Annotated in this window: 20 protein-coding genes; 6 read left to right on the forward strand and 14 right to left on the reverse strand. The window is 62.0% G+C overall.

The window, feature by feature from the left end; all coding sequences use genetic code 11:
• Positions 1-6: 6 nt before the first annotated feature.
• From WF331_RS03415 to hutC, 5 genes are all read right to left on the reverse strand, one after another.
• Positions 7-1,410: an amino acid permease gene (locus WF331_RS03415; RefSeq protein WP_016502004.1), complete on the reverse strand. Its 1,404-nt coding sequence runs from the start codon at positions 1,408-1,410 to the stop codon at positions 7-9.
• A 151-nt stretch (positions 1,411-1,561) separates the two neighbouring features.
• Entirely contained in the window at positions 1,562-3,094 is a 1,533-nt protein-coding gene (gene hutH, locus WF331_RS03420; protein WP_016502005.1) for a histidine ammonia-lyase, read from the reverse strand.
• A 108-nt stretch (positions 3,095-3,202) separates the two neighbouring features.
• The gene (gene hutU / locus WF331_RS03425; RefSeq protein WP_016502006.1) at positions 3,203-4,876 is read right to left on the reverse strand and encodes a urocanate hydratase; all 1,674 of its coding nucleotides are present in this window, start codon (positions 4,874-4,876) and stop codon (positions 3,203-3,205) included.
• A gap of 216 nt (positions 4,877-5,092) precedes the next feature.
• Positions 5,093-5,665 (reverse strand): HutD/Ves family protein, encoded by a 573-nt coding sequence (locus WF331_RS03430; protein WP_284358968.1) that lies wholly within the window; start codon positions 5,663-5,665, stop codon positions 5,093-5,095.
• Entirely contained in the window at positions 5,662-6,372 is a 711-nt protein-coding gene (gene hutC, locus WF331_RS03435; protein ID WP_169725194.1) for a histidine utilization repressor, read from the reverse strand. The genes WF331_RS03430 and hutC overlap by 4 nt, the downstream gene beginning before the upstream one ends.
• A 144-nt stretch (positions 6,373-6,516) precedes the next feature.
• On the opposite strand from hutC, the gene WF331_RS03440 reads away from it, so the two are divergent.
• Positions 6,517-7,881, forward strand: coding sequence for a formimidoylglutamate deiminase (locus WF331_RS03440; RefSeq protein WP_284358970.1), 1,365 nt, complete (start codon positions 6,517-6,519; stop codon positions 7,879-7,881).
• 116 nt (positions 7,882-7,997) lie between these two features.
• Here WF331_RS03440 and WF331_RS03445 read toward each other — a convergent pair whose 3' ends face one another.
• The 5 genes from WF331_RS03445 to WF331_RS03465 form a co-directional block, all read right to left on the reverse strand.
• Positions 7,998-8,570: a lipocalin family protein gene (locus WF331_RS03445; RefSeq protein WP_016502010.1), complete on the reverse strand. Its 573-nt coding sequence runs from the start codon at positions 8,568-8,570 to the stop codon at positions 7,998-8,000.
• On the reverse strand, positions 8,567-8,821 hold the full coding sequence (bamE, locus tag WF331_RS03450; RefSeq protein WP_003249234.1) for an outer membrane protein assembly factor BamE domain-containing protein: 255 nt from the start codon (positions 8,819-8,821) through the stop codon (positions 8,567-8,569). Before bamE ends, WF331_RS03445 begins: the two co-directional genes overlap by 4 nt.
• A gap of 227 nt (positions 8,822-9,048) precedes the next feature.
• Positions 9,049-9,645: a DUF924 family protein gene (locus WF331_RS03455; RefSeq protein WP_016502011.1), complete on the reverse strand. Its 597-nt coding sequence runs from the start codon at positions 9,643-9,645 to the stop codon at positions 9,049-9,051.
• Positions 9,646-9,648: 3 nt separating this feature from the next.
• Positions 9,649-10,659 carry a class 1 fructose-bisphosphatase gene (locus tag WF331_RS03460; RefSeq protein WP_012274595.1) on the reverse strand — a complete coding sequence of 337 codons (1,011 nt, stop codon included), beginning with the start codon at positions 10,657-10,659 and terminating at the stop codon, positions 9,649-9,651.
• A gap of 183 nt (positions 10,660-10,842) precedes the next feature.
• Positions 10,843-13,293, reverse strand: a complete 2,451-nt coding sequence (locus WF331_RS03465; protein WP_016502012.1) for a glycogen/starch/alpha-glucan phosphorylase — start codon at positions 13,291-13,293, stop codon at positions 10,843-10,845.
• A 184-nt stretch (positions 13,294-13,477) separates the two neighbouring features.
• Between WF331_RS03465 and WF331_RS03470 the strand changes: the two genes are divergently transcribed.
• Entirely contained in the window at positions 13,478-13,882 is a 405-nt protein-coding gene (locus WF331_RS03470) for a YkgJ family cysteine cluster protein (RefSeq protein WP_003249225.1), read from the forward strand.
• A gap of 184 nt (positions 13,883-14,066) precedes the next feature.
• On the opposite strand, the gene typA is transcribed toward WF331_RS03470, so the two are convergent.
• Positions 14,067-15,890 carry a translational GTPase TypA gene (typA, locus tag WF331_RS03475; protein WP_016502013.1) on the reverse strand — a complete coding sequence of 608 codons (1,824 nt, stop codon included), beginning with the start codon at positions 15,888-15,890 and terminating at the stop codon, positions 14,067-14,069.
• 127 nt (positions 15,891-16,017) lie between these two features.
• Positions 16,018-17,472 carry a tRNA uracil 4-sulfurtransferase ThiI gene (gene thiI / locus WF331_RS03480; protein WP_016502014.1) on the reverse strand — a complete coding sequence of 485 codons (1,455 nt, stop codon included), beginning with the start codon at positions 17,470-17,472 and terminating at the stop codon, positions 16,018-16,020.
• A gap of 470 nt (positions 17,473-17,942) precedes the next feature.
• Between thiI and glnA the strand changes: the two genes are divergently transcribed.
• The 3 genes from glnA to ntrC all read left to right on the forward strand — a co-directional run bounded on the left by glnA (position 17,943) and on the right by ntrC (position 22,223).
• Positions 17,943-19,349: a type I glutamate--ammonia ligase gene (gene glnA, locus WF331_RS03485; protein WP_016489592.1), complete on the forward strand. Its 1,407-nt coding sequence runs from the start codon at positions 17,943-17,945 to the stop codon at positions 19,347-19,349.
• 355 nt (positions 19,350-19,704) lie between these two features.
• Positions 19,705-20,790 (forward strand): nitrogen regulation protein NR(II), encoded by a 1,086-nt coding sequence (gene glnL, locus WF331_RS03490; RefSeq protein ID WP_016489593.1) that lies wholly within the window; start codon positions 19,705-19,707, stop codon positions 20,788-20,790.
• Entirely contained in the window at positions 20,787-22,223 is a 1,437-nt protein-coding gene (gene ntrC, locus WF331_RS03495) for a nitrogen regulation protein NR(I) (RefSeq protein WP_016502015.1), read from the forward strand. Before glnL ends, ntrC begins: the two co-directional genes overlap by 4 nt.
• 457 nt (positions 22,224-22,680) lie before the next feature.
• On the opposite strand, the gene WF331_RS03500 is transcribed toward ntrC, so the two are convergent.
• Entirely contained in the window at positions 22,681-23,118 is a 438-nt protein-coding gene (locus WF331_RS03500; RefSeq protein WP_016502016.1) for a hypothetical protein, read from the reverse strand.
• On the opposite strand from WF331_RS03500, the gene trmL reads away from it, so the two are divergent.
• Positions 23,117-23,578 carry a tRNA (uridine(34)/cytosine(34)/5-carboxymethylaminomethyluridine(34)-2'-O)-methyltransferase TrmL gene (trmL, locus tag WF331_RS03505; protein ID WP_013974580.1) on the forward strand — a complete coding sequence of 154 codons (462 nt, stop codon included), beginning with the start codon at positions 23,117-23,119 and terminating at the stop codon, positions 23,576-23,578. The two genes, WF331_RS03500 and trmL, sit on opposite strands and share 2 nt — an antisense overlap.
• 125 nt (positions 23,579-23,703) lie before the next feature.
• Here trmL and secB read toward each other — a convergent pair whose 3' ends face one another.
• Complete coding sequence (gene secB / locus WF331_RS03510) at positions 23,704-24,189, reverse strand: protein-export chaperone SecB (RefSeq protein WP_016489596.1); 486 nt, start codon at positions 24,187-24,189, stop codon at positions 23,704-23,706.
• Positions 24,190-24,227 lie beyond the last annotated feature (38 nt).

A 24,227-nucleotide genomic window follows, 5' to 3' on the forward strand; every position in this document is an offset into this window, starting at 1 on the left:
CCTTTGCTAGCGGTGCAGCTCGACAGGCTCTGCTACGGGCTGGCCCTGCCCTGCGCGCGGCTTGCACCACAGCAGATAGGACGCCACCAGGAACACCACCCATATCACGCCGACGATCAATGCCGCCTGGGTATCCGGGAAGTAGCCGAGCACGCCAAAGATGAAGACCATGAACGCAATGGCCATGGCCGGGCCGTATGGCCAGAACGGTACCGGGAACTTGAGCTGGGCCACTTCCTCACGGCTCATGCTGCGGCGCATGGCCACTTGGGTGAGCAGGATCATCAACCACACCCACACGGTGGCGAAGGTGGCGATCGAAGCGATCAGCAGGAACACGTTCTCAGGGATCAGGTAGTTGAGCAGCACGCCGATCAGCAGCGCGGCGCCCATCACCACCACGGTCATCCATGGCACACCGTGTTTCGACAGCTTGCCGAAACTGCGTGGCGCATGGCCTTGATGGGCCAGACCATACATCATGCGGCCAGCACCGAAGATGTCACTGTTGATGGCCGAGATCGCAGCGGAAATCACCACCACGTTCAGCACTGCGGCGGCAGAGCCAATCCCCAGGTTGCTGAAAATCTGCACGAACGGGCTACCTTCGCTGCCGATCTGCGGCCACGGGTACAGGCACATCAGCACGAACAGGGTGAGCACATAGAACAGCAGAATGCGCAGGGGCACGGCGTTGATTGCCTTGGGGATGACCCGCTGCGGGTCCTTGGCTTCACCGGCAGTCACGCCAATGATCTCGATACCGCCGAAGGCGAACATCACCACGGCAAAGGAGGCGATCAGCCCGCCCACGCCATTGGGCATGAAGCCGCCATGGTCGAACAGGTTGCTCACACCGACGGCATGCCCGGTACCCACCTGGCTGAAACCGAAGGCCATGATGCCGAGGCCGGCCAGGATCATCGCGACGATGGCGCCAACCTTGAGCAGCGACAGCCAGAATTCCATCTCGCCGAACACCTTGACGTTGCACAGGTTGAGGCCGCCGATCAGGAAGACGATGCCCAGCACCCAGATCCAGCGGGCCACTTCCGGGAACCAGAAGCCCATGTAGATACCGAAGGCGGTGACGTCGGCGATGGCGACAATGACCATCTCGAAGGCGTAGGTCCAGCCGAGGATGAAGCCGGCCATGGGGCCGAGGTAGGTACTGGCGTAGTGGCCGAAGGAGCCGGCCACCGGGTTGTGCACGGCCATTTCGCCGAGGGCGCGCATGACCATGAACACAGCGGCACCGCCGATCAGGTAAGCCAGCAGCACGGCCGGGCCGGCCATCTGGATGGCTGAGGCGGAGCCGTAGAACAGCCCGGTTCCGATGGCAGAACCGAGGGCCATGAAACGGATGTGGCGGGCATTTAGCCCGCGCTTGAGACCTTGAGCTTGTTGCATGTCACGTCCTTAAATTGTTTTTGTGGTCGTGAGATCAGGGGGCTGGCATGCAGCCCTTTCGCAGCACAAGGCTGCTCCTACAAGGGAGCGCGTCGCTTTTGCAGGAGCAGCCTTGTGCTGCGAATGGGCCGCACAGCGGCCCCAGGGGGCATTACAGGCTTGGCAGCACACCTGCCGGCAGCAAACCGGTCAAACTACCCTTGGCCAACAGTTCCACAGCCTTTTCGATGTCCGGCGCGAAGAAACGGTCACGGTCGTAGTGCGCCACTTCGCTGCGCAGCGCCTGGCGTGCTTTCTCCAGCTTGGCCGAAGTCTTCAGGCCTTTGCGCAGGTCCAGGCCCTGGCATGCGCCCAGCCATTCGATGGCCAGCACGCCACGGGTGTTTTCGGCCATTTCCCACAGGCGCTTGCCGGCAGCCGGGGCCATCGATACGTGGTCTTCCTGGTTGGCCGAGGTCGGCAGGCTGTCGACGCTGTGGGGGTGCGACAGGGCCTTGTTCTCGCTGGCCAGGGCGGCAGCGGTGACCTGAGCGATCATGAAGCCGGAGTTGACCCCACCGTTTTCCACCAGGAACGGCGGCAGCTGGGACATGTGCTTGTCCATCATCAGCGAGATGCGGCGCTCGCTGAGCGAACCGATTTCGGCGATGGCCAGGGCCAGGTTGTCGGCGGCCATGGCCACCGGTTCTGCGTGGAAGTTGCCACCGGAAATCACGTCACCCTCGGCAGCGAACACCAGCGGGTTGTCCGACACGGCGTTGGCTTCGATGCCCAGCACCTCGGCAGCCTGACGCAGCTGGGTCAGGCACGCGCCCATGACCTGCGGCTGGCAGCGCAGCGAGTACGGGTCCTGGACCTTGTCGCAGTTCTTGTGCGACAGCGACACTTCGCTGGAATCGCCCAGCAGGTCGCGGAAACACGCGGCAGTGTCGATCTGGCCGCGCTGGCCACGCGCTTCGTGAATACGCGCATCGAACGGCGAACGCGAGCCCAGTACGGCTTCGACGCTCAGGCCGCCGCAGGCGATAGCCGCAGCGTACAAGTCTTCGGCATAGAACAGGCCACGCAGGGCATAGGCGGTGGACGCCTGGGTGCCGTTGAGCAGGGCCAGGCCCTCTTTGGCAGCCAGGGTCAGCGGTTCGAGGCCGGCAACCGCCAGGGCTTCGGTGGCCGACAGCCACTGGCCCTTGTAGCGTGCTTTGCCTTCGCCCAGCAGCACCAGCGACATGTGCGCCAGCGGCGCCAGGTCGCCGGAAGCACCCACCGAGCCTTTCAGCGGGATGTGCGGGTAGACTTCGGCGTTGACCAGGGCGATCAGCGCATCGATGACTTTGCGGCGAATGCCGGAGAAGCCACGGCTGAGGCTGTTGATTTTCAGCACCATGATCAACCGCACCAGGTCGTCATCCAGCGGCGCGCCAATGCCAGCGGCGTGGGACAGCACCAGCGAGCGCTGCAGGTTTTCCAGGTCGTGGCTGGCGATGCGGGTCGAGGCCAGCAGGCCGAAACCGGTGTTGATGCCGTAGGCAGTGCGGTCTTCGGCAATGATCTGCTCGACACAGGCGACGCTGGCGTCGATGGCCGGCGCGGCGCTGGCATCCAGTTGCAGGCGCACGGGCGCGGCATGGATCGCGCGCAGCTGGGCCAGGGTCAGGGTGCCGGGCTTGAGGGTGAGTTCGGTCACGTTACTACTCCAAATCGCGTGGAGCCGCAGGCCCGTTCGTGGGTGCCTGCGCGCTCCTTCTTGTTGTTCAGTATCACCCCTGGCGGGGTGCGATCCAAAGCGTGGCAATCAGCCAGTGATCATCGGCAGGTCCAGGCCCTGCTCCTTGGCGCAGTCGATGGCGATGTCATAACCGGCATCGGCGTGGCGCATGACGCCAGTCCCTGGGTCGTTGGTCAGTACACGGGCGATGCGCTCGGCGGCTTCATCGGTGCCGTCGCAGACGATGACCATGCCCGAGTGCTGAGAGAAGCCCATGCCCACGCCACCACCATGGTGCAGCGACACCCAGGTAGCGCCGCCTGCGGTGTTCAGCAGGGCGTTGAGCAGCGGCCAGTCGGACACAGCGTCCGAGCCATCACGCATGGCTTCGGTTTCGCGGTTGGGGCTGGAGACCGAACCCGAGTCCAGGTGGTCACGGCCGATCACGACCGGTGCCGACAGCTCGCCGCTGCGGACCATTTCGTTGAAGGCCAGGCCCAGCTTGGCGCGCAGGCCCAGGCCAACCCAGCAGATACGTGCCGGCAGGCCCTGGAAGCTGATGCGCTCGCGGGCCATGTCCAGCCAGCGGTGCAGGTGGGCGTCGTCGGGGATCAGTTCCTTGACCTTGGCGTCGGTCTTGTAGATGTCCTCGGCCTCGCCAGACAGCGCCGCCCAGCGGAACGGGCCTACGCCGCGGCAGAACAGCGGACGGATATAGGCAGGGACGAAGCCCGGGAAGTCGAAGGCATTGGCCACGCCCTCTTCCTTGGCCATCTGGCGGATGTTGTTGCCATAGTCGAAGGTCGGGACGCCCTGCTTCTGGAAGTCCAGCATGGCCTGCACGTGCACGGCCATCGACTGCTTGGCGGCCTTGACCACTGCAGCCGGTTCGGTCTGCGCGCGGTCGCGGTACTGCTCCCAGGTCCAGCCGGCAGGCAGGTAGCCGTTGAGCGGGTCGTGGGCGCTGGTCTGGTCGGTGACCATGTCCGGGCGCACGCCACGCTTGACCAGCTCTGGCAGGATTTCGGCAGCGTTGCCGTGCAGGGCGATGGAGATGGCCTTGCCTTCGGCGGTGTATTTGGCGATGCGCACCAGGGCGTCGTCGAGGTCGGTGGCCTGCTCGTCGACGTAGCGGGTTTCCAGACGGAAGTCGATGCGGCTCTGCTGGCATTCGATGTTCAGCGAGCAGGCGCCAGCCAGGGTAGCAGCCAGTGGCTGGGCGCCGCCCATGCCGCCGAGGCCTGCGGTGAGTACCCACTTGCCTTTCAGGCTGCCGCCGTAGTGCTGGCGACCGGCTTCGACGAAGGTTTCATAAGTGCCCTGGACGATGCCCTGGCTGCCGATGTAGATCCAGCTGCCGGCGGTCATCTGGCCGTACATGGCCAGGCCTTTGGCGTCCAGTTCGTTGAAGTGTTCCCAGTTGGCCCAGTGCGGCACCAGGTTGGAGTTGGCAATCAGCACGCGCGGGGCATTGCTGTGGGTCTTGAACACGCCGACCGGCTTGCCCGACTGCACCAGCAGGGTTTCGTCGTCTTCCAGGCGGGTCAGGGTTTCGACGATCTTGTCGTAGCATTCCCAGTTGCGGGCGGCGCGGCCGATACCGCCGTACACCACCAGTTCTTTCGGGTTTTCCGCAACCTGTGGGTCGAGGTTGTTCATCAGCATGCGCAGTGGCGCTTCGGTCAGCCAGCTTTTGGCGGTCAGCTTGTTGCCACGTGGGGCACGGATTTCAACGTCACGGTATTTGTTGTTGTCGGTCACGGGAAAGGTCCTCTGCGGTCGTCCGCGGGCGGGTATGTCGTGGTCAATATACAAACACACCTTTACTTGTATGTACAAGCATGGACAACCAAAATATTCGGACCTGTTGTTCCTGCTTTGATTTTTTTTGGGGGGGGGTGAAGCGAGCGTCGGTCCGGCTTGAGTTTTGCGGCGGCGCTCGATCTCACAGGCGATGAAAATGTATCGCCAAGCCCATCAGCGAGAAATGAGCTCAATCAAGCAAAACCGCCCCTGACCCTCCAGCCCAAGCAACTCATCGTTGCCCTCCAGCCGCAGGCAGTCATACAACCCCAACCGCTGCACCTCACGCCCCGCCATGGTCACTTCCACGTGGCTGCTGGCAGCAAACAACAGCACTGTCGACGCCGAGCTGTACAAACGGCTCGTGCCATCAAACCACTGCAACCTCGCCCGGTACCGCTGCGGTGCATAGATCAGGTTGAAATCGCGGATCGCCCCACCCAGCAGCTTGCAACTGACCTGGCTTTCGCCGCTGAAGGCAAAGGCATCGAATGGCAGCAACGGCCGGCTGGGCTGGCCATCGACCAACAGGCGCATGCCATCGCCCTGCAGCACGGTGATGATCCGCTGGTAACCGGCGAAGGTGGAAAAGCCGCCAGACTCTTCGATATCGGCAATCGACAGGCGCCAGCCAAAGCCGTCCAGGCCCTCTCCACTGTCGCGGGTGATCTCTTCGGTGAAACCGCCACCGTTCTTCCACGGCATGCGCGGGTAATCCTGTGCGCGCAACAACTGCAGCTGGCTCATTTGCTGAAACGTCCTTCCAGGCGATGACGGGAACCGGGGTGGATCAGCCGGGCTGCGGTTACCGGCTGGCGGCCGGACCAGGTACGACGGCGGATCAGCAGGCAAGGTTCGCCCCGCTCGATCTGCAGCAGGCGGCATTCTTCCGGCTCGGCCAGGATGGCTTCGACCACGTGCTCACCCTCGGTCAGCGGCGCTACCTGGGACAGGTAGGCATATGGCGTCTGCCGGGTGAAATCCTGCTTGAGATAGTCGGGTGCGATCGCGGCGTTGACGTAGCGGTCCTCGATCTGCACCGGCACGCCGTTCTCGAAATGCACGATCAGCGAGTGGAACACCCGCTGGCCTTCACGCATGTCCAGGGCCAGGGCACGTTCGGAACCGGCTGCTTCCTCGGTGAGCGTGATCACCTGGCAGCTATGCTGATGGCCGCGCGCGGCAATTTCATCGGCAATGTTGTTGACTTCGAACAACGCCGAACGGCCCTTTGGCTCGGCTACGAACGTGCCGACCCCCTGCATGCGCACCAGCAGGCCGTCGGCCGTGAGTTCGCGCAGGGCACGGTTGATGGTCATGCGACTGAAGCCTAGCTCGTTGACCAGTTCACTCTCCGAGGGGACCCGGTGATGCGGCGGCCAGCTGCCGTTGTCGATCTGCTGGATGATCATCTGTTTGACCCGGGCATACAGCGGCGCCGGGCCCTCGCCCATCTGGGCAACCAGCGCGGAGACAGGAGGTGTCGGCACGGCGTTGGATCCTTGTGCATAGGGAATGAACGGTAGCTTGCCGCAGTTTACCAGGCAGGCAAACGCCTGTATATGTATATACAAGTTAACAATAACAGGATTTGACCGATGTCCGCCTACTTCGCCGAACGCGCTCTGTTGCCTACGGGCTGGGCCAGCCATGTCCGTATCGAGGTCGCCAGCGATGGCCATGTGACCCGCATCGAGCCGGGCGCTTCGGCCGAAGGCGCCGAGCGCCTGGCCGGCCCGATGCTGCCCGGCATGCCCAACCTGCACTCGCACGCCTTCCAGCGCGCCATGGCGGGTTTGGCGGAAGTCGCCGGCAACCCCAACGACAGCTTCTGGACCTGGCGCGACCTGATGTACCGCCTGGTCGGGCAGATCACCCCGGAGCAGCTGCAGGTCATCGCCCGCCAGTTGTATATCGAGATGCTCAAGGCCGGCTACACCTCGGTGGCCGAATTCCATTACGTGCATCACGACCAGGCAGGCAAGGCCTACGCCGACCCGGCCGAGCTGTCCCGCCGTATCAGCGCGGCCGCTGCCGACAGTGGCATTGGCCTGACCTTGTTGCCGGTGTTGTACAGCTACGCCGGGTTTGGCGGGCAGGCTCCGAACGACGGGCAGCGGCGCTTCATCAACTCCACCGAACAGTACCTGCAACTGCAAACGCAACTGGCCCCGTTACTGGCCGCGCAACCCGCTCAGCATCTGGGCCTGTGCTTCCACTCGCTGCGTGCGGTGACGCCTGGGCAGATTGCCGAAGTGCTGGCGGCCAGCGACAAGCAATGCCCGGTGCATATCCATATTGCCGAGCAGCAGAAGGAAGTGGACGACTGCATGGCGTGGAGCGGCCTGCGCCCGCTGCAATGGTTGTACGAGCATGTAGAGGTGGACCGTCGCTGGTGCCTGGTGCATGCCACCCATGCCGAGCCGGATGAAATCACCGCCATGGCCCGCAGTGGCGCGGTGGCCGGGTTGTGCCTGACCACCGAGGCCAACCTGGGCGACGGGATTTTCCCGGCGGTGGACTTCCTGGCCCAGGGCGGGCGTATGGGTATTGGCTCGGACAGCCATGTGTCGCTGAGCGTGGTGGAAGAGCTGCGCTGGCTGGAATATGGCCAGCGGCTGCGTGACCAGCGACGCAACCGCTTGTACCGCGGCGATCAGCCGATGGTCGGGCGCACGCTGTACGACGCTGCGCTCGCGGGCGGTGCACAGGCACTGGGGCAAGCGGTCGGGGAACTGGCCGTGGGCAAGCGCGCCGACTGGCTGGTACTGGATGGACAGGACCCCTACATCGCCCTGGCGGATGGCGATGCCATTCTCAACCGCTGGCTGTTTGCTGGCGGGGATCGCCAAGTGCGCGATGTGATGGTGAACGGGCAATGGGTGGTGCGTCAGGGGCGGCATGCCCAGGAAGAGGAAAGCGCGGGGGCGTTTGCCGGGGTGCTGCGGCAGCTCTTGGGCTGAGCGTATTGGGGCTGCTTTGCAGCCCTTTCGCGGCACAAGGCCGCTCCTACAGGGGAACGCGTATCCCTGTAGGAGCGGCCTTGTGTCGCGAAAGGGCCGCAAAGCGGCCCCAAAAATCAGTGCATTTTTACGATTTGCTGATCGGACGCCCGCCAGATCAGCCGGCTGGTGTCATACCCCTGCTGGCGTGCCTTGGCCAGCAGGTGCTCGCGCTCCCAGGCCGGCAGCGTCGGCGTGCGTGACAGTATCCACAAGTACTTGCGGTCCGGGCTGCCGACCACTGCCGTGCGGTAGCGATCGTCCACGTACAGAATCCAGTATTCGCCCCGAGCCACGCCAGGCACCAGCTTGGTAAACCAGTTATCAAACTCTACCCACAGTTTATCGGTGTGCCCGGGCTCCTGGATGCTTGCGTGCCCCTCGGCACGCAGCCACTCATCACCGATGGTGCGGCAGCGGTTGAGCACACCAAACGTGCCATCAGGCTTGAGATTGTAGTGCGCCTCGGACTGCTCGCAGCCGGTCTGGTAGCGCATGGGCAGGCGCGCCAGTTCGAACCATTTGCCCTGGTAGCGCTTGAGGTCGACGTTGCCAGCGGTCTTCGGCGCCAGCGGGTCGTGTACGGAGCCCGCGCAACCACCCAGCAGCAACGCCAGGCATACCCCCATCAGCAGGTACAGACGCCTCATTTGAGGCCCTGCCCTGAATACATCAGCACCTTGTCAGCCGCGTACTGCACGCTGATGAAGCTCTTCTCGTCCCCCCAGGTGCAGCTGCTCATGCCCAGCGCGCCAGAGCACTCGGTCGGCGTACCGAGCAACTGCTCGACCTCGGCCTTGTTCATACCGGCCTTGATCTTGGAATAGTTTTCCTGATTGATCTTGCTGCAGGCAGTCAGGACGACGCACAGCGACAACAGGGCGAGGGAACGCAACGACATGAAGGACACTCCTGAAGAGGGGAAACAGGCGAGTGGCCTGCAGTGACCTTCGACGGGAAAATCCCTCCCGGGTTCCCTGCCCTACCCCCTTTGCACCTACACCATTGGTCGGATGGCCATTACTGTGCGATTAATCACAAAGCATTAATCACGCGCAAATAAAAAGGCCGCACCCTTTCAGGTGCGGCCTCGTGTCGCGACGGCCTGCGCAGCAGGCCCCGTGGGCTTCAGAATCTGGACCCGGGCTCCAGCAAAAAGTCCATCTCTTCGCTGGTGCTCGGCCGCTCCAGCACCAGGTTGCGGTGCGGGAAGCGCCCAAACCGGGCAATCACCCGCTGGTGCTGCTCGGCATAGTCAAGGAAGCCTTCGAACAGCCGCCGGCTGGCTTCGGGCTGCTCGTCCAGCAACAACTGATAACGCTCGACACAGAGGTTCTGCCAGTCCAGCACCTCGGCATGCTCCAGCACCAGCAGCACGAACACACGCTGGATCGGCAGCAGCTGGTAGTCCCAGCCCTTCTGCAGGCCCTGCATGGCGACCACCTGGGCACGCCGGTCGCCTTCAAAGGCGCGCGGCGTGTCGCGATAGAGCATGCGCGGCAGCTGGTCCAGCAAGATCAGCAGGCCCAGCCAGCCCTGCGGGCTTTGCTGCCACTCTTCGAGCCCACCCGCCAGGGCGTGCTCGACCAGGTCGCCAAACAGCGCATGGGCATCGGCATCGTGATGCTTGCCGAACCACAGCGTGCTCTTCTCGTCAGCCACGGCCTGGGCACTGGTGCCCCAACCGAACCACCATTCCAGCAACGGCTGCCAAGGTGCGAGCATGACTTACTCCTTGTGGTAGGCGGTGACGCGCTCTACCTCTTCCTTCGAGCCAAGGATCACCGACACGCGCTGGTGCAGGCTTTCTGGCTTGATGTCGAGGATGCGATCGTAACCGTTGGTAGAGGCGCCGCCTGCCTGTTCGATGATGAACGACATCGGGTTGGCTTCGTACATCAGGCGCAGCTTGCCTGGCTTGCTTGGCTCGCGGGCGTCACGTGGGTACATGAACAGGCCGCCACGGGTCAGGATGCGGTGCACGTCGGCCACCATCGAGGCGATCCAGCGCATGTTGTAGTTCTTTTTCAGCGGACCGGTTTCGCCGGCCAGCAGTTCGCCCACGTAGCGTTGTACCGGGGCTTCCCAGTGACGCTGGTTGGACATGTTGATGGCGAACTCGGCGGTGGTAGCCGGTACCTGGATGTTTTCGTGGGTCAGGACGAAGCTGCCCAGTTCGCGGTCCAGGGTGAAGCCCTTGACGCCGTTGCCCAGGGTCAGGATCAGCATGGTCTGCGGGCCGTAGATGGCGTAACCGGCGGCGACCTGCTCGGTGCCTGGCTGCAGGAAAGCTTCTTCGTTCAGGCTTTCGTTCTGGCTCAGGTACTGGTTAGGGCAACGCAGCACCGAGAAGATGGTGCCGACCGAGACGTTGACGTCGATGTTCGACGAACCGTCCAGTGGGTCGAAGACCAGCAGGTACGCGCCTTTCGGGTACTTGCCCGGGATCTGGTAGGCGTTGTCCATTTCTTCGGAAGCCATGCCGGCCAGGTGGCCGCCCCATTCGTTGGCTTCCAGCAGGATATCGTTGGAAATCACGTCCAGCTTCTTCTGGACTTCGCCCTGCACGTTTTCAGTGCCCATGCTGCCCAGCACGCCGCCGAGGGCGCCCTTGGACACGTGATGGCTGATTTCCTTGCACGCACGCGCCACCACTTCGATCAGGAAGCGCAGATCGGCAGGGGTATTGTTGCTGCGGGTCTGCTCAATCAGATAGCGACTCAGGGTAACGCGGGACATGTATGGCTCCGAAAGGATTGGGGGAGTAAAAACCCCCGCAGTTTACAGGGAGAGTGGCGGGCTAGCGAGCAATGAGACTCGCCACGGCTCTCAGACGGCACAATAGGTCGCTAGTTCAGCCTTCGCCAGGCCGGTGGTCCGGTAATGCGCCCGTTCGCGGGCACGCCCGCGAACGGCCTCACCTCAATCCAACGCCTTCCAGATCTCGGTGGCATATTCGCGAATGGTGCGGTCCGACGAGAACCAGCCCATCCGTGCCGTGTTCAACACCGCCATGCGCCACCACTCCTGCGGCGTGTGCCACAGTTCCTCGACCCGCCGCTGGGCATCCCAGTAGGCATCGAAGTCGGCACACACCAGGAAGCGGTCGTAGGCCACCAGCCCGTCGATCAACCCGGCGTAGCGTGAAGGGTCGTCTGGCGAGAACACACCGCTGCGAATGGCCTGCAGCACGTCGCTCAAGCGGTTGGAAGCGGCAATGGCGGCATTGGCACCAAAGTCACCGGCACGCTTGCGCGCCTCGACCTGCTGCGCGGTCAGGCCGAAGATGAACATGTTGTCGGCGCCTACCTGTTCGCACATTTCCACGTTGGCACCGTCCAGGGTGCCGATGGTCAGCGCACCGTTCAGGCCGAACTTCATGTTGCTGGTACCGGAGGCTTCATAACCGGCCGTGGAAATCTGCTCGGAAAGGTCTGCCGCCGGGATGATGCTTTCAGCCAGGCTGACGTTGTAGTTGGGCAGGAACACCACCTTGAGCAGGCCGCGCACGGTCGGGTCGTTGTTCACCACCCGGGCGATGTCGTTGGCCAGCTTGATGATCAGCTTGGCCTGGTGGTAGCTGGCCGCAGCCTTGCCGGCGAAGATCTTCACCCGCGGCACCCAGTTGGTGCCAGGGTCGTTGCGTATGGCCTGGTACAGTGCCACGGTGTGCAGCAGGTTGAGCAACTGGCGCTTGTACTCGTGGATCCGCTTGACCTGCACATCGAACAGCGCCTCGGGGTTCACCGTGACACCAATGCGGTCCTGGATGATGCTGGCCAGGGCGCGCTTGCTGTGCAGGCGCTGAGCGGCGAACTGCTTGCGGAAGCCCGCCTTGTCAGCAAACGGCACAAGGCCAGCCAGAAGCCCTTCAGGGTCGTCCTTGAGCCCCGGCCCGAGCGCTTCGACCAGCATCTCGGTCAGCAGTGGGTTGGACTGGTACAGCCAGCGGCGGAAGGTAATGCCGTTGGTCTTGTTGTTGATTCGTTGCGGGTAGAGCTTGTGCAGCTCTGAGAACACAGTGCTCTTCATCAGCTTGCTGTGCAGCGCCGACACGCCGTTGACGCTGTGCGAGCCGAGAAACGCCAGGTTACCCATGCGCACCCGACGGCCGTTGTCTTCCTCGATCAGCGACACCGCGCGCAGCACGTCGAAATCGTGCATGCCTTTGGCCCGCAATGCGTCGATATGGTAGGCGTTGATCAGGTAGATGATCTGCATGTGCCGCGGCAGCATGCGCTCCATCAGGGCTACCGGCCAGGTTTCCAGGGCTTCGGGCAGCAGGGTGTGGTTGGTGTAGGCGAGCGTGCCAACGGTCAGCTCCCAGGCCTTGTCCCACGGCACCTCGTGCTGGTCCACCAGCAGCCGCATCAGCTCTGCCACGGCAATCGACGGGTGCGTGTCGTTGAGCTGGATGGCGGCTGCGTCGGGCAGGTTGAGCAAGTCCTTGTGCATGTTCAGGTGCCGGCGCAGCAAATCCTGCAACGAAGCCGACACGAAGAAGTACTCCTGGCGCAGGCGCAGTTCCTGCCCGGCCTCGGTGCTGTCGGCCGGGTACAGCACGCGGGAAATACTCTCGGCCCGCGCCACTTCGGCCACCGCCCCCAGGTGGTCACCGGCATTGAAGCGCTCCAGGTGCAGCTCTTCCAGCGCCCGCGCACGCCACAGGCGCAAGGTATTGACGCTGGACCCACGCCAGCCCACCACGGGCGTGTCGTAGGCCACCGCCCGCACCGTTTCGCCAGGCGACCAGACCTGGCGCTGGGTACCACTGGCGTCGTTCACGGTTTCGACACTACCGCCGAAGCTGATCGGGTAGATCACCTCGGCACGCTCGAACTCCCAAGGGTTACCGAAGTCCAGCCAGTTCTCGGTCTGTTCCTGCTGCCAGCCATCGACCACGGCCTGCCGGAACAACCCATGCTCGTAGCGGATGCCGTAACCATGGGCAGCGATGCCCAGGGTGGACATGCTTTCCATGAAGCACGCCGCCAGCCGTCCGAGGCCACCATTACCCAGCGCGGCGTCGGGCTCGAGCAGGCGGATACGCTCCAGGTCCACATCCAGCCCTTGCAGCGCATCACGGGCGATGTCCAGCAGCCCAAGGTTGCTCAGGCTGTCGTACAGCAAACGCCCGATGAGGAACTCGAGGGAAAGGTAATAGACCCGCTTCTGGCTACGGCGGTAGGCCAGACGGGTATGGTCCATCCAGTGGTCGACCATGTGATCGCGAGCGGCCAAGGCAATGGCTTCGAACCAGTCGTGGTCGAACGCATGCTCCGGGTCCTTGCCGACCGCGTAGGTCAGCTTGTTCAGTACAGCGGCGCGAAATTCGGCCACCTCGGCGTCACGTGCTTCGGGTTCCTGGGACATGCGGCATCCTCTGGCAAGTTGACGAAAGCGGAGGGAGATTGATGAGACTAGCCCCTTCGACAGGGAGTGACAGTTACTGTTCGCAGTTTTCATGCCCACTTTGCCAATCCGGCAAAAGGTTGTTCATAAATTGAACAATTCCGGTATCATCGCGCGCCCCAAGACCGTGATCCACCCTATAAAGATGAAAACGACCCTGATCGCCGCGGCCGAAGTCGACCGCCTGGAGACCTGGCAGCGCTATACCAGCAACATGTGCCATGGCTGCCATTCGACCTGCTGCACCCTGCCGGTGGAGGTGAAGATCAAGGATCTGATCCGCATCGGCGTGGTAGACGAGTTCGAGAAAGACGAGCCGCCGAAGAACGTGGCCAAGCGCCTGCAAAAAGAAGGCATCATCGAGCGCTTCAACCAGAAGTCGGGAATCTTCACCCTGACCCGGATGAGCAACGATGACTGCATGTACCTGGATCGTAAGAGCCGGCTGTGCACCATTTATGACAAGCGCCCGGATACCTGCCGCAACCACCCCAAGGTCGGGCCGCGGCCAGGGTATTGCGCCTATAAGCCCAAGGTAGTCGGGCGCTGATCGTCAGCCTTCAAGGGCCTCTTCGCAGGCTTGCCCGCGCCCACAGGCTGTTCACAACATTCAGAACCTGTGCAGCACCTGTGGGAGCGGGCAAGCCCGCGAAGGGGCCAACGCAAATCCTGAAGGTATAAAAAAACGCCCCCGGCCTTTCGACCGGGGGCGTTTTCATTCAGCCAAAGCTAACTTAGCTGTTTTTGGCTTTCTTGGCAGCGCGGGTACGCTCGCTTTCGTCCAGGATCTTCTTGCGAAGACGGATGGACTTCGGCGTTACTTCGCACAGCTCGTCTTCCTGGATGTATTCCAGAGCCTGTTCCAGGGTGAAGCGAACTGGCGGAACCAGAGCGATGACTTCGTCTTTACCCGAAGCACGCATGTTGTCGAGCTTCTTGCCCTTGGTAGGGTTGACGCCCAGGTCGTTGTCGCGGCTGTTCTGGCCGATGATCTGACCGTTGTAGATCTCCTGACCGTGCTCGACAAACAGCTTGCCACGCGCCTGCAGGGTTTCCAGCGAGTAGGTCAGCGCCTTGCCGGTTTCGACCGAAACCAGTACGCCGTTCTGACGGCCGGACATGTGGCCGGACTTCACCGCGTCGTAGCGGTCGAAGATCGAGGTCAGGATGCCTGCACCGTTGGTCAGGGTCAGGAACTGGTTACGGAAACCGATCAGACCACGCGCCGGGATGTTGTATTCCAGGCGTACACGGCCCTTGCCATCCGGAACCATGTTGGTCAGGTCGCCTTTACGCAGACCCATTTCTTCCATCACCTTGCCCTGGGCTTCTTCAGGGATGTCGATGGTGACGTTCTCGAACGGCTCTTGCTTGACGCCGTCTACTTCACGAATGATTACTTCCGGGCGACCCAGGGCCAGCTCGAAGCCTTCGCGACGCATGGTTTCGATCAGTACCGACAGGTGCAGTTCGCCACGACCCGAGACCTTGAACTTGTCTGGGGAATCGGTTTCTTCAACGCGCAGGGCAACGTTGTACAGCAGCTCTTTGTCCAGACGGTCCTTGATGTTACGGCTGGTGACGAACTTGCCTTCCTTGCCGCAGAACGGCGAGTCGTTGACCTGGAAGGTCATCGAAACGGTTGGCTCGTCAACGGTCAGCGGCTTCATCGCCTCAACGGCAGTCGGGTCGCACAGGGTGTCGGAGATGAACAGCTCGTCGAAACCGCTGATGCAGACGATGTCGCCAGCCTGGGCTTCTTCAACGTCAACGCGGTGCAGGCCGTGGTGGCCCATCAGCTTGAGGATACGGCCGTTACGCTTCTTGCCGTCAGCGTCGATGGCAACAACCGGGGTGTTCGGCTTGATGCGACCACGGGCAATACGACCAACGCCGATAACACCCAGGAAGCTGTTGTAGTCCAGTGCGGAGATCTGCATCTGGAACGGGCCGTCACGGTCAACAGCTGGCGCTGGAACGTGGTCGATGACAGCCTGGTACAGAGCAGTCATGTCTTCGCCCATTTCGGTGTGGTCCAGACCGGCAATGCCGTTCAGGGCCGAGGCGTAGACCACTTTGAAGTCCAGCTGCTCGTCGGTAGCGCCGAGGTTGTCGAACAGGTCGAAGATCTGGTCCAGAACCCAGTCAGGACGTGCGCCCGGACGGTCAACCTTGTTGATCACGACGATTGGCTTCAGGCCGGCTTCGAAGGCCTTCTTGGTCACGAAGCGGGTTTGCGGCATAGGGCCGTCTTGAGCGTCGACCAGCAGCAGCACGGAGTCGACCATCGACATTACACGCTCAACCTCGCCACCGAAGTCGGCGTGGCCGGGGGTGTCGACGATGTTGATGTGGTAGCCGTTCCAGTTGATGGCGGTGTTTTTCGCCAGAATGGTAATACCGCGCTCTTTTTCCTGGTCGTTGGAGTCCATGACGCGCTCGTCGTTGAGCTCGTTACGCTCCAGAGTGCCGGACTGACGCAGGAGTTTGTCGACCAGGGTGGTTTTACCATGGTCAACGTGGGCGATGATGGCGATGTTACGCAGATTTTCGATCACAAGTGTATCTCGATCAGAGGATTCGGTTGCCGCCAGTGTAGGCGGCCAATATGTACTGTTTAAGGCTCAGCGGGCCCGGCGGTCGGGAGGGCGATGGCGGATACTGCCGCCAAACAGCCCCGGCGTCTTATGTCGGACGATAAACACGCACATTGGCATGTCCCTCACTGAGCAGATGGTGTGCGTGCAAACGGCTCATCACACCCTTGTCGCAATACAGCAAGTACTGGCGCGTCGGATCCAGATGCTTGAACTTGCTGTTGATGGCATAAAACGGCATGGCCTGGACTTCGATACCTTCCAGCACCAGGGGTTCGTCTTCCTGGGCATCGGGGTGACGAATGTCGATGACGATCTGGCCCGACAGTGCCTCGGCCACTTCCTCGATTTCGACATCCTTGCCCAGCTCGTCGATCACATGGTCGATGGAGATCAGCTTGGCGCGCTCCAGGGCGCGCTCCAGCACGGCCATGTCGAACTGCTTTTCTTCATGCTCCATGCGGTGGCGCTTGGCGTGAGTGGTCGGGTTTACCGAAATCACGCCGCAGTATTCTGGCATGTGCTTGGCGAAGTCGGCGGTGCCGATTTCGTTGGCCTGGTCGATGATGTCCTGCTTGTGGCTGGCCAGCAAAGGGCGCAGCACCAGCTTGTCGGTGGCCGAGTCGATGATCGACAGGTTCGGCAGAGTCTGGCTGGACACCTGGGAAATGGCCTCGCCAGTTACCAGGGCGTCGATCTCCAGGCGGTCAGCCATGTGCGCGGCGCCGCGCAGCATCATGCGCTTGAGGGTCACGCCCATGTAGCTGTTGTCGACCTTGTTGAGGATCTCGCCGACCACTTCTTCGAACGGCACGCTGATGAACAGCACGCGCTGGCTGCTGCCGTACTTCTTCCACAGGTAGTGGGCCACTTCCATCACACCCAGCTCGTGGGCACGGCCGCCGAGGTTGAAGAAGCAGAAGTGGGTCATCAGGCCACGGCGCATCATCTGGTAGGCCGCCACGGTGGAGTCGAAGCCACCGGACATCAGCACCAGGGTCTGCTCCAGGGCGCCCAGCGGGTAGCCGCCGATGCCCTGGTGCTGGTTGTGGATCACGTACAGGCGCTGGTTGCGGATTTCGATGCGCACCAGCACTTCAGGCTTCTTCAGCTCGATGCCGGCGGCGCCACACTGCTGGCGCAGCTGGCTGCCGACGTAACGGTCGACGTCCATCGAGGTGAAGTCATGGTGGCCACCGCGCTTGCAGCGCACGGCGAAGTGCTTGCCGGCCAGCAGGTGGCCGAAGTGGTGCTTGCACTTGGCAACGATGTCGTCGAAGTCACCCAGCGGGTATTCCTCAACCTGCAGGAAGTGGGTGATACCCGGTGTGCAGGTGAGGCGCTCGATGATCTCGCGCTGGACCTTTTCGTCCTCGATGCGGGTGACCACTTCGAGATTGTCCCAGACACCATCGACCGCGAGCTCAGGATCGAGGTCCTTGAGCACGTTGCGGATGTTCTTGGCGAGCTGGCGGATGAAGCGCTTGCGCACCGGCCGGCTCTTGATGGTGATTTCTGGGAAGACTTTGACGATAAGTTTCATTGGTTAACAGCGCGCGCAGGGCCTGCCGAAAATGTGGGGCGCGAATTATAGCGGAAACTGCTCAGGATTTGACCAACTTTTGTACAGAAGGTTGGATTTATATTGCCTGTACCGGCCTCATCGCCGGCAAGCCTGCTGCCACAGGACTTCGGCAGGCCTCAAGATCTGCGCCCTCTCTGTGGGAGCCGGCTTGCCGGCGATGAGGACCTTAAAGGAAGCACCCAACCCAACCAATGCACCCTATTGGTGCGTTGATGCCAAAAACCGCATCGTAAGGGTGCACTTTTCCCCACCAACCCGCCGCCAAATGCCCGCAAACGCCTGCTTTTATCCTACCCTCGCCATTTTCGGGCACTGGCATGCAATTTGCTCCCTTGTGAGGCAGGTAAGCTTGGCCGACTATCCGCGCCCGGCAACACCCTTTTTCCAGGGCAGCGGCCCACCGCGCTCTAGACCCTCCGGAGGACAACATGTCGAAGTCGGTTCAACTCATCAAAGATCATGACGTCAAGTGGATTGATCTGCGTTTCACGGACACCAAAGGCATTCAGCACCACGTGACCATGCCGTCGCGTGATGCGCTGGACGAAGACTTCTTCGAAGTCGGCAAGATGTTCGACGGTTCCTCCATTGCTGGCTGGAAAGGCATCGAAGCTTCCGACATGATCCTGATGCCGGTTGACGACACTGCCGTCCTGGACCCGTTCACCGAAGAACCTACCCTGATCATCACCTGCGACATCGTCGACCCGTCGAGCATGCAGGGCTACGATCGCGACCCACGTGCGATCGCCAAGCGCGCCGAAGAGTACCTGAAGAGCACCGGCATCGGTGACACCGTATTCGCAGGCCCGGAGCCAGAGTTCTTCATCTTCGACGAAGTGAAGTTCCACTCGGACATCTCCGGTTCGATGTTCAAGATCTTCTCCGAGCAAGGCTCGTGGATGACCGGCGCTGACGTGGAAGGCGGCAACAAAGGCCACCGTCCAGGCGTGAAAGGCGGCTACTTCCCGGTTCCGCCGTTCGACCACGACCACGAAATCCGTACTGCCATGTGCAACGCACTGGAAGAAATGGGCCAGACCGTTGAAGTTCACCACCACGAAGTGGCGACTGCCGGCCAGAACGAAATCGGCGTCAAGTTCAACACCCTGGTGAAGAAAGCTGACGAAGTACAAGCCCTGAAATACGTCGTGCACAACGTTGCCGACGCTTACGGCCGTACCGCTACCTTCATGCCGAAGCCACTGTACGGCGACAACGGCTCGGGCATGCACGTGCACATGTCGATCTGGAAAGACGGCAAGAACACCTTCTCGGGTGAAGGCTATGCCGGCCTGTCCGACACCGCCCTGTACTTCATCGGCGGTATCATCAAGCACGGTAAGGCCCTGAACGGCTTCACCAACCCGTCGACCAACTCCTACAAGCGTCTGGTCCCAGGCTTCGAAGCCCCGGTAATGCTGGCCTACTCGGCTCGCAACCGTTCCGCCTCGATCCGTATTCCTTACGTCGGCAGCCCGAAAGCCCGCCGTATCGAAGCACGCTTCCCGGACCCATCGGCCAACCCGTACCTGGCCTTCGCGGCCCTGCTGATGGCTGGCCTGGACGGCATCCAGAACAAGATCCACCCAGGCGATGCTGCCGACAAGAACCTGTACGACCTGCCACCAGAAGAGGCCAAGGACATTCCGCAAGTGTGCGGCAGCCTGAAAGAAGCCCTGGAAGAGCTGGACAAAGGCCGTGCGTTCCTGACCAAGGGCGGCGTGTTCTCCGATGACTTCATCGATGCCTTCATCGAGCTGAAGTCGGAAGAAGAGATCAAGGTCCGTACCTTCGTGCACCCGCTGGAATACGAGCTGTACTACAGCTGCTGATCTGATCGGCGCCTCGCGCCGGTAAAATGATCACGACGGCCTCCTTCGGGAGGCCGTTTTCGTTTGCGCCCCACGCAGAACCCTCGCCACTCACGCTATGCTCTATCTTGGTGCAAGATTGAGTGCAGTGCCCCGAATTGCTCCCCAATCTGGTTCACATTAAACGTTTCACCAAGACATTCTGATCCGAATTTGCGCAGATCCAGGCCTTTATCGGCAAATCCCGCTTCTTTTCGGAGCTTTGGTTTGTTTCTTGCATTTTTCTGTGGAGAGACTGGCATCAGCAGATGCACCCCGAGCCCGGACCTGGCCAAAGAAGTGCCAGGCAAGCGCCAAAAGAGGTCAACGACGCCTTATGACCATCAGCGATGCGCAGCACCGTCTGCTTCTGGACAACCTGACCACCGCCACGTTGCTGCTCAACGCCGAGCTGCGCCTGGAGTACATGAATCCGGCCGCGGAAATGCTACTGGCCGTCAGTGGTCAACGTAGCCATGGGCAGTTCATCAGCGAGCTGTTTACCGAATCGACCGAAGCGCTCAGTTCGTTGCGCCAGGCGGTGGAGCAGGCGCACCCGTTCACCAAGCGCGAAGCGCAGCTCACCTCGCTGACCGGGCAGACCATTACCGTCGACTACGCGGTAACCCCCATCCTGAACCAGGGCCAGACCCTGTTATTGCTGGAGGTGCACCCGCGCGACCGGCTGCTGCGCATCACCAAGGAAGAGGCCCAGCTGAGCAAGCAGGAAACCACCAAGATGCTGGTGCGCGGCCTGGCCCACGAAATCAAGAACCCCCTCGGCGGCATTCGCGGCGCAGCCCAGTTGCTGGCCCGCGAGCTACCCGAGGAAGGCCTGCGCGACTACACCAATGTGATCATCGAAGAGGCCGACCGCCTGCGCAACCTGGTCGACCGCATGCTCGGTTCGAACAAGCTGCCGTCGCTGGCCATGACCAACATCCACGAAGTGCTGGAGCGGGTCTGCAGCCTGGTCGATGCCGAAAGCCAGGGTTGCATCACTTTGGTGCGCGATTACGACCCAAGCCTGCCGGACGTGCTGATCGACCGCGAGCAGATGATCCAGGCCGTACTCAACATCGTGCGCAATGCCATGCAGGCGATCAGTTCGCAGAACGAACTGCGCCTGGGCCGCATCACCCTGCGCAGCCGCGCCTTGCGCCAGTTCACCATCGGCCATGTACGCCACCGCCTGGTCGCGCGGGTGGAGATCATCGATAACGGCCCGGGCATTCCGCCGGAACTGCAAGACACCCTCTTCTATCCCATGGTCAGCGGCCGCCCGGACGGTACCGGGTTGGGCCTGGCCATTACCCAGAACATCATCAGCCAGCACCAGGGCCTGATCGAGTGTGAAAGCCACGCAGGCCACACCGCCTTCTCGATCTACCTGCCCCTGGAACAAGGAGCCACCGCCTCATGAGCCGAAGTGAAACCGTATGGATCGTCGACGATGATCGCTCCATCCGCTGGGTCCTGGAAAAAGCCCTGCAACAAGAAGGCATGACCACCCAGAGCTTCGACAGCGCAGATGGCGTAATGGGCCGCCTGGCACGCCAGCAGCCGGATGTGATCATTTCCGATATCCGCATGCCGGGCGCCAGCGGCCTCGACCTGCTGGCACAGATCCGCGAGCACCACCCGCGCCTGCCGGTCATCATCATGACCGCCCATTCCGACCTCGACAGCGCCGTGGCGTCGTACCAGGGCGGTGCTTTCGAGTACCTGCCCAAGCCGTTCGATGTGGACGAAGCCGTCTCGCTGGTCAAGCGCGCCAACCAGCACGCCCAGGAGCAACAAGGCCTGGATGTGCCGCAGAACCTGGCGCGCACACCGGAAATCATCGGCGAAGCCCCGGCGATGCAGGAGGTGTTCCGCGCCATCGGCCGCCTCAGCCATTCCAACATCACCGTACTGATCAACGGCGAGTCCGGTACCGGCAAAGAGCTGGTCGCCCACGCCTTGCACCGTCACAGCCCGCGTGCATCGTCGCCGTTCATTGCCCTGAACATGGCGGCCATCCCGAAGGATTTGATGGAGTCCGAGCTGTTCGGCCATGAGAAAGGTGCTTTCACCGGTGCTGCCAACCTGCGCCGGGGCCGCTTCGAACAGGCGGATGGCGGCACCTTGTTCCTCGACGAAATCGGTGACATGCCCGCCGACACCCAGACCCGCCTGCTGCGGGTGCTGGCCGATGGCGAGTTCTACCGCGTTGGCGGCCATGTGCCGGTCAAGGTCGACGTGCGCATCATCGCTGCGACCCACCAGAACCTGGAGTCGCTGGTGCAGGCGGGCAAGTTCCGTGAGGACTTGTTCCACCGCCTGAACGTGATCCGCATCCACATTCCGCGGCTGGCCGACCGCCGCGAGGACATCCCTGCCCTCGCCCGCCACTTCCTCGCGCGCGCTGCGCAAGAGCTGGCAGTCGAGCCGAAGATCCTCAAGCCGGAAACCGAAGAGTTCATCCGCAACCTGCCGTGGCCAGGCAACGTGCGGCAAATGGAAAACACCTGCCGCTGGATCACCGTGATGGCCTCCAGCCGCGAGGTGCTGATCGGCGACCTGCCGCCCGAGCTGCTGAACCTGCCACAGGATGCCGCACCGGTCACCAACTGGGAGCAGGCCCTGCGCCAGTGGGCCGACCAGGCGCTGGCACGCGGGCAGTCGAACCTGCTGGACAGCGCGGTGCCGAGTTTTGAACGGATCATGATCGAGACTGCGCTCAAGCACACCGCAGGACGGCGCCGGGATGCGGCGCTGTTGCTGGGTTGGGGGCGTAATACCTTGACGCGCAAGATCAAGGAGCTGGGCATGAATGTGGCGGGTGGGGATGACGAGGAAGGGGACGAGCACTGATTAGCCGGTAAATCTCCCGATCTTTGGGGCTGCTGCGCAGCCCATCGCGACACAAGGCCGCTCCCACAGGGATGGCGCCGCCTCCGAACTGAGCGGCGTCCTGTGGGAGCGGCCTTGTGTCGCGGTGGGCCGCAAAGCGGCCCCAGCTATTTCAGCCCGGATGCACCGATCCTGTGCCCAATGCACCTCCGGAAGGCACAAACCCCCTCAAAACCCGGCCAAATCCCCCTCAAAGCCCAACATTCACGGGCTTTGCAAAATTGGCACGCCCCCTGCAATAGCTAATACATACCCAGTTTCGGGGGCCCTGGTACAGGCAGGCCGGGTGAACCCCTCTTTTATTCGCAGCACCGCCCGTTTTGGGGACCTCGGTACAGGCAGGCCGGGTCATCCCCCCTTTATACGCAGTAACCCCTTTTGGGGACCCTGGTACAGGCAGGCCGGGATATCCCCTCTTTTATTCGTGCAGTTTCACCTGCACCCGCCAACGCCCATCGTCCTCTGCACCGGCCCACTCGCCGTGCAGGGGACGCGCGGCAATCACAGTCAGCAGCAACCCTTCGTCACTGTTCTGCACCCGCCAACTGACCGGTTTGCCTTGCAGGCTCAATTGCCCTTGCTGGCTCTTGCCCTGGGCCTGGAACAGCAGCGCAACCGTACCTTCCACATTCTCGCCATGCAGCTTGGGTTCTTCGTTGAACCACAACGTCAGGCCATCCTGCATCACCTCCACCTGCTGGAGCTCACGCTCGTCGGGCGCGGTCAGGCGGCCAATCATCAGCCCTACCATCAAACCGACAATCGCCAGTGACAGCATTACCCGAGGGAAGGCCTTCGAACGCACGTCCGGTTCAGGAGTAGAATGCCCGTCATCTTCACGCTTGGAGCCGTGCATGTTTCACGTCATCCTTTTTCAACCAGAAATTCCGCCGAATACCGGCAACATCATTCGCCTGTGCGCCAACAGCGGCTGCGACCTGCACCTGATCGAACCCATCAGCTTCGAACTGGATGACAAGCGCCTGCGTCGCGCGGGGCTGGATTACCATGAGTATGCCACGCTCAAGCGCCATGAGAGTCTGGCCGGATGCCTGGAAAGCCTCGGTAATCCAAGGCTGTTCGCCTTTACCACCAAGGGCTCGCACCCGTTCCATGAAGTGGCCTATCAGCCGGGCGACGCCTTTCTGTTCGGGCCAGAAAGCCGCGGTTTGCCGGCCGAGGTGCTGGACAGCCTGCCGGCCGAACAGCGTCTGCGCCTGCCGATGCGGCCGGGGTGCCGTAGCCTGAACCTGTCCAATACCGTGGCGGTGACGGTGTATGAGGCCTGGCGGCAAAACGGGTTTGCCGGGAGCTGATTTCTTACCTGCAAGGGCCCTTTCGCGGGCTCGCCCGCTCCCACATTGAAATGTGTACGCCAATCCGTAGGGGGAGCGGGCAACAAAAAGCGCCCCGAGAGGCGCTTTCTTGATACCGGCAGTGATTACTGTACGGTCGGCACTTCGCCGGCTTCCTGCATGCGCTGCATTTCTTGCGCGTACAGGGCGTCGAAGTTGACCGGCGACAGCATCAGGGCCGGGAACGAACCACGGGTCACCAGGCTGTCCAGGGTCTCGCGGGCGTACGGGAACAGGATGTTCGGGCAGAACGCACCCAGGGTGTGGCTCATCGAAGCCGCATCCAGGTTGGCGATCAGGAAGATACCGGCCTGCTGCACTTCAGCAATGAAAGCCACTTCGTCACCGTTCTTGACGGTTACCGACAGGGTCAACACCACTTCGTGGAAGTCACCTTCCAGGGCTTTCTGCTTGGTGTTCAGGTCCAGCGCAACGCTCGGCTCCCAGGTCTGACGGAAGATCTGCGGGCTTTTCGGGGCCTCGAACGACAGGTCGCGCACATAGATGCGCTGCAGGGAGAACTGAGGGCTGTTGTCTTCTGCAGCAGCGCCGTTGGTCTGTTGGTCAGTCATGGCAGGTCCTTATCCTAATGTTTTTGAATGCAGTGCAA

Origin of the sequence: Pseudomonas sp. YNh, from assembly GCF_037993085.1 — a bacterium.
GTDB lineage: Bacteria > Pseudomonadota > Gammaproteobacteria > Pseudomonadales > Pseudomonadaceae > Aquipseudomonas > Aquipseudomonas putida.

Bases quoted from the DNA above. Each gene is read 5' to 3' on its own strand.
- WF331_RS03415 (WP_016502004.1), bottom strand. From the start codon at position 1,410: ATGCAACAAGCTCAAGGTCTCAAGCGCGGGCTAAATGCCCGCCACATC.
- WF331_RS03430 (WP_284358968.1), bottom strand. From the start codon at position 5,665: ATGAGCCAGCTGCAGTTGTTGCGCGCACAGGATTACCCGCGCATGCCG.
- hutC (WP_169725194.1), bottom strand. From the start codon at position 6,372: ATGGGCGAGGGCCCGGCGCCGCTGTATGCCCGGGTCAAACAGATGATC.
- WF331_RS03440 (WP_284358970.1), top strand. From the start codon at position 6,517: ATGTCCGCCTACTTCGCCGAACGCGCTCTGTTGCCTACGGGCTGGGCC.
- WF331_RS03445 (WP_016502010.1), bottom strand. From the start codon at position 8,570: ATGAGGCGTCTGTACCTGCTGATGGGGGTATGCCTGGCGTTGCTGCTG.
- bamE (WP_003249234.1), bottom strand. From the start codon at position 8,821: ATGTCGTTGCGTTCCCTCGCCCTGTTGTCGCTGTGCGTCGTCCTGACT.
- WF331_RS03455 (WP_016502011.1), bottom strand. From the start codon at position 9,645: ATGCTCGCACCTTGGCAGCCGTTGCTGGAATGGTGGTTCGGTTGGGGC.
- WF331_RS03460 (WP_012274595.1), bottom strand. From the start codon at position 10,659: ATGTCCCGCGTTACCCTGAGTCGCTATCTGATTGAGCAGACCCGCAGC.
- WF331_RS03465 (WP_016502012.1), bottom strand. From the start codon at position 13,293: ATGTCCCAGGAACCCGAAGCACGTGACGCCGAGGTGGCCGAATTTCGC.
- WF331_RS03470 (WP_003249225.1), top strand. From the start codon at position 13,478: ATGAAAACGACCCTGATCGCCGCGGCCGAAGTCGACCGCCTGGAGACC.
- thiI (WP_016502014.1), bottom strand. From the start codon at position 17,472: ATGAAACTTATCGTCAAAGTCTTCCCAGAAATCACCATCAAGAGCCGG.
- glnA (WP_016489592.1), top strand. From the start codon at position 17,943: ATGTCGAAGTCGGTTCAACTCATCAAAGATCATGACGTCAAGTGGATT.
- glnL (WP_016489593.1), top strand. From the start codon at position 19,705: ATGACCATCAGCGATGCGCAGCACCGTCTGCTTCTGGACAACCTGACC.
- ntrC (WP_016502015.1), top strand. From the start codon at position 20,787: ATGAGCCGAAGTGAAACCGTATGGATCGTCGACGATGATCGCTCCATC.
- trmL (WP_013974580.1), top strand. From the start codon at position 23,117: ATGTTTCACGTCATCCTTTTTCAACCAGAAATTCCGCCGAATACCGGC.
- WF331_RS03500 (WP_016502016.1), bottom strand. From the start codon at position 23,118: ATGCACGGCTCCAAGCGTGAAGATGACGGGCATTCTACTCCTGAACCG.
- secB (WP_016489596.1), bottom strand. From the start codon at position 24,189: ATGACTGACCAACAGACCAACGGCGCTGCTGCAGAAGACAACAGCCCT.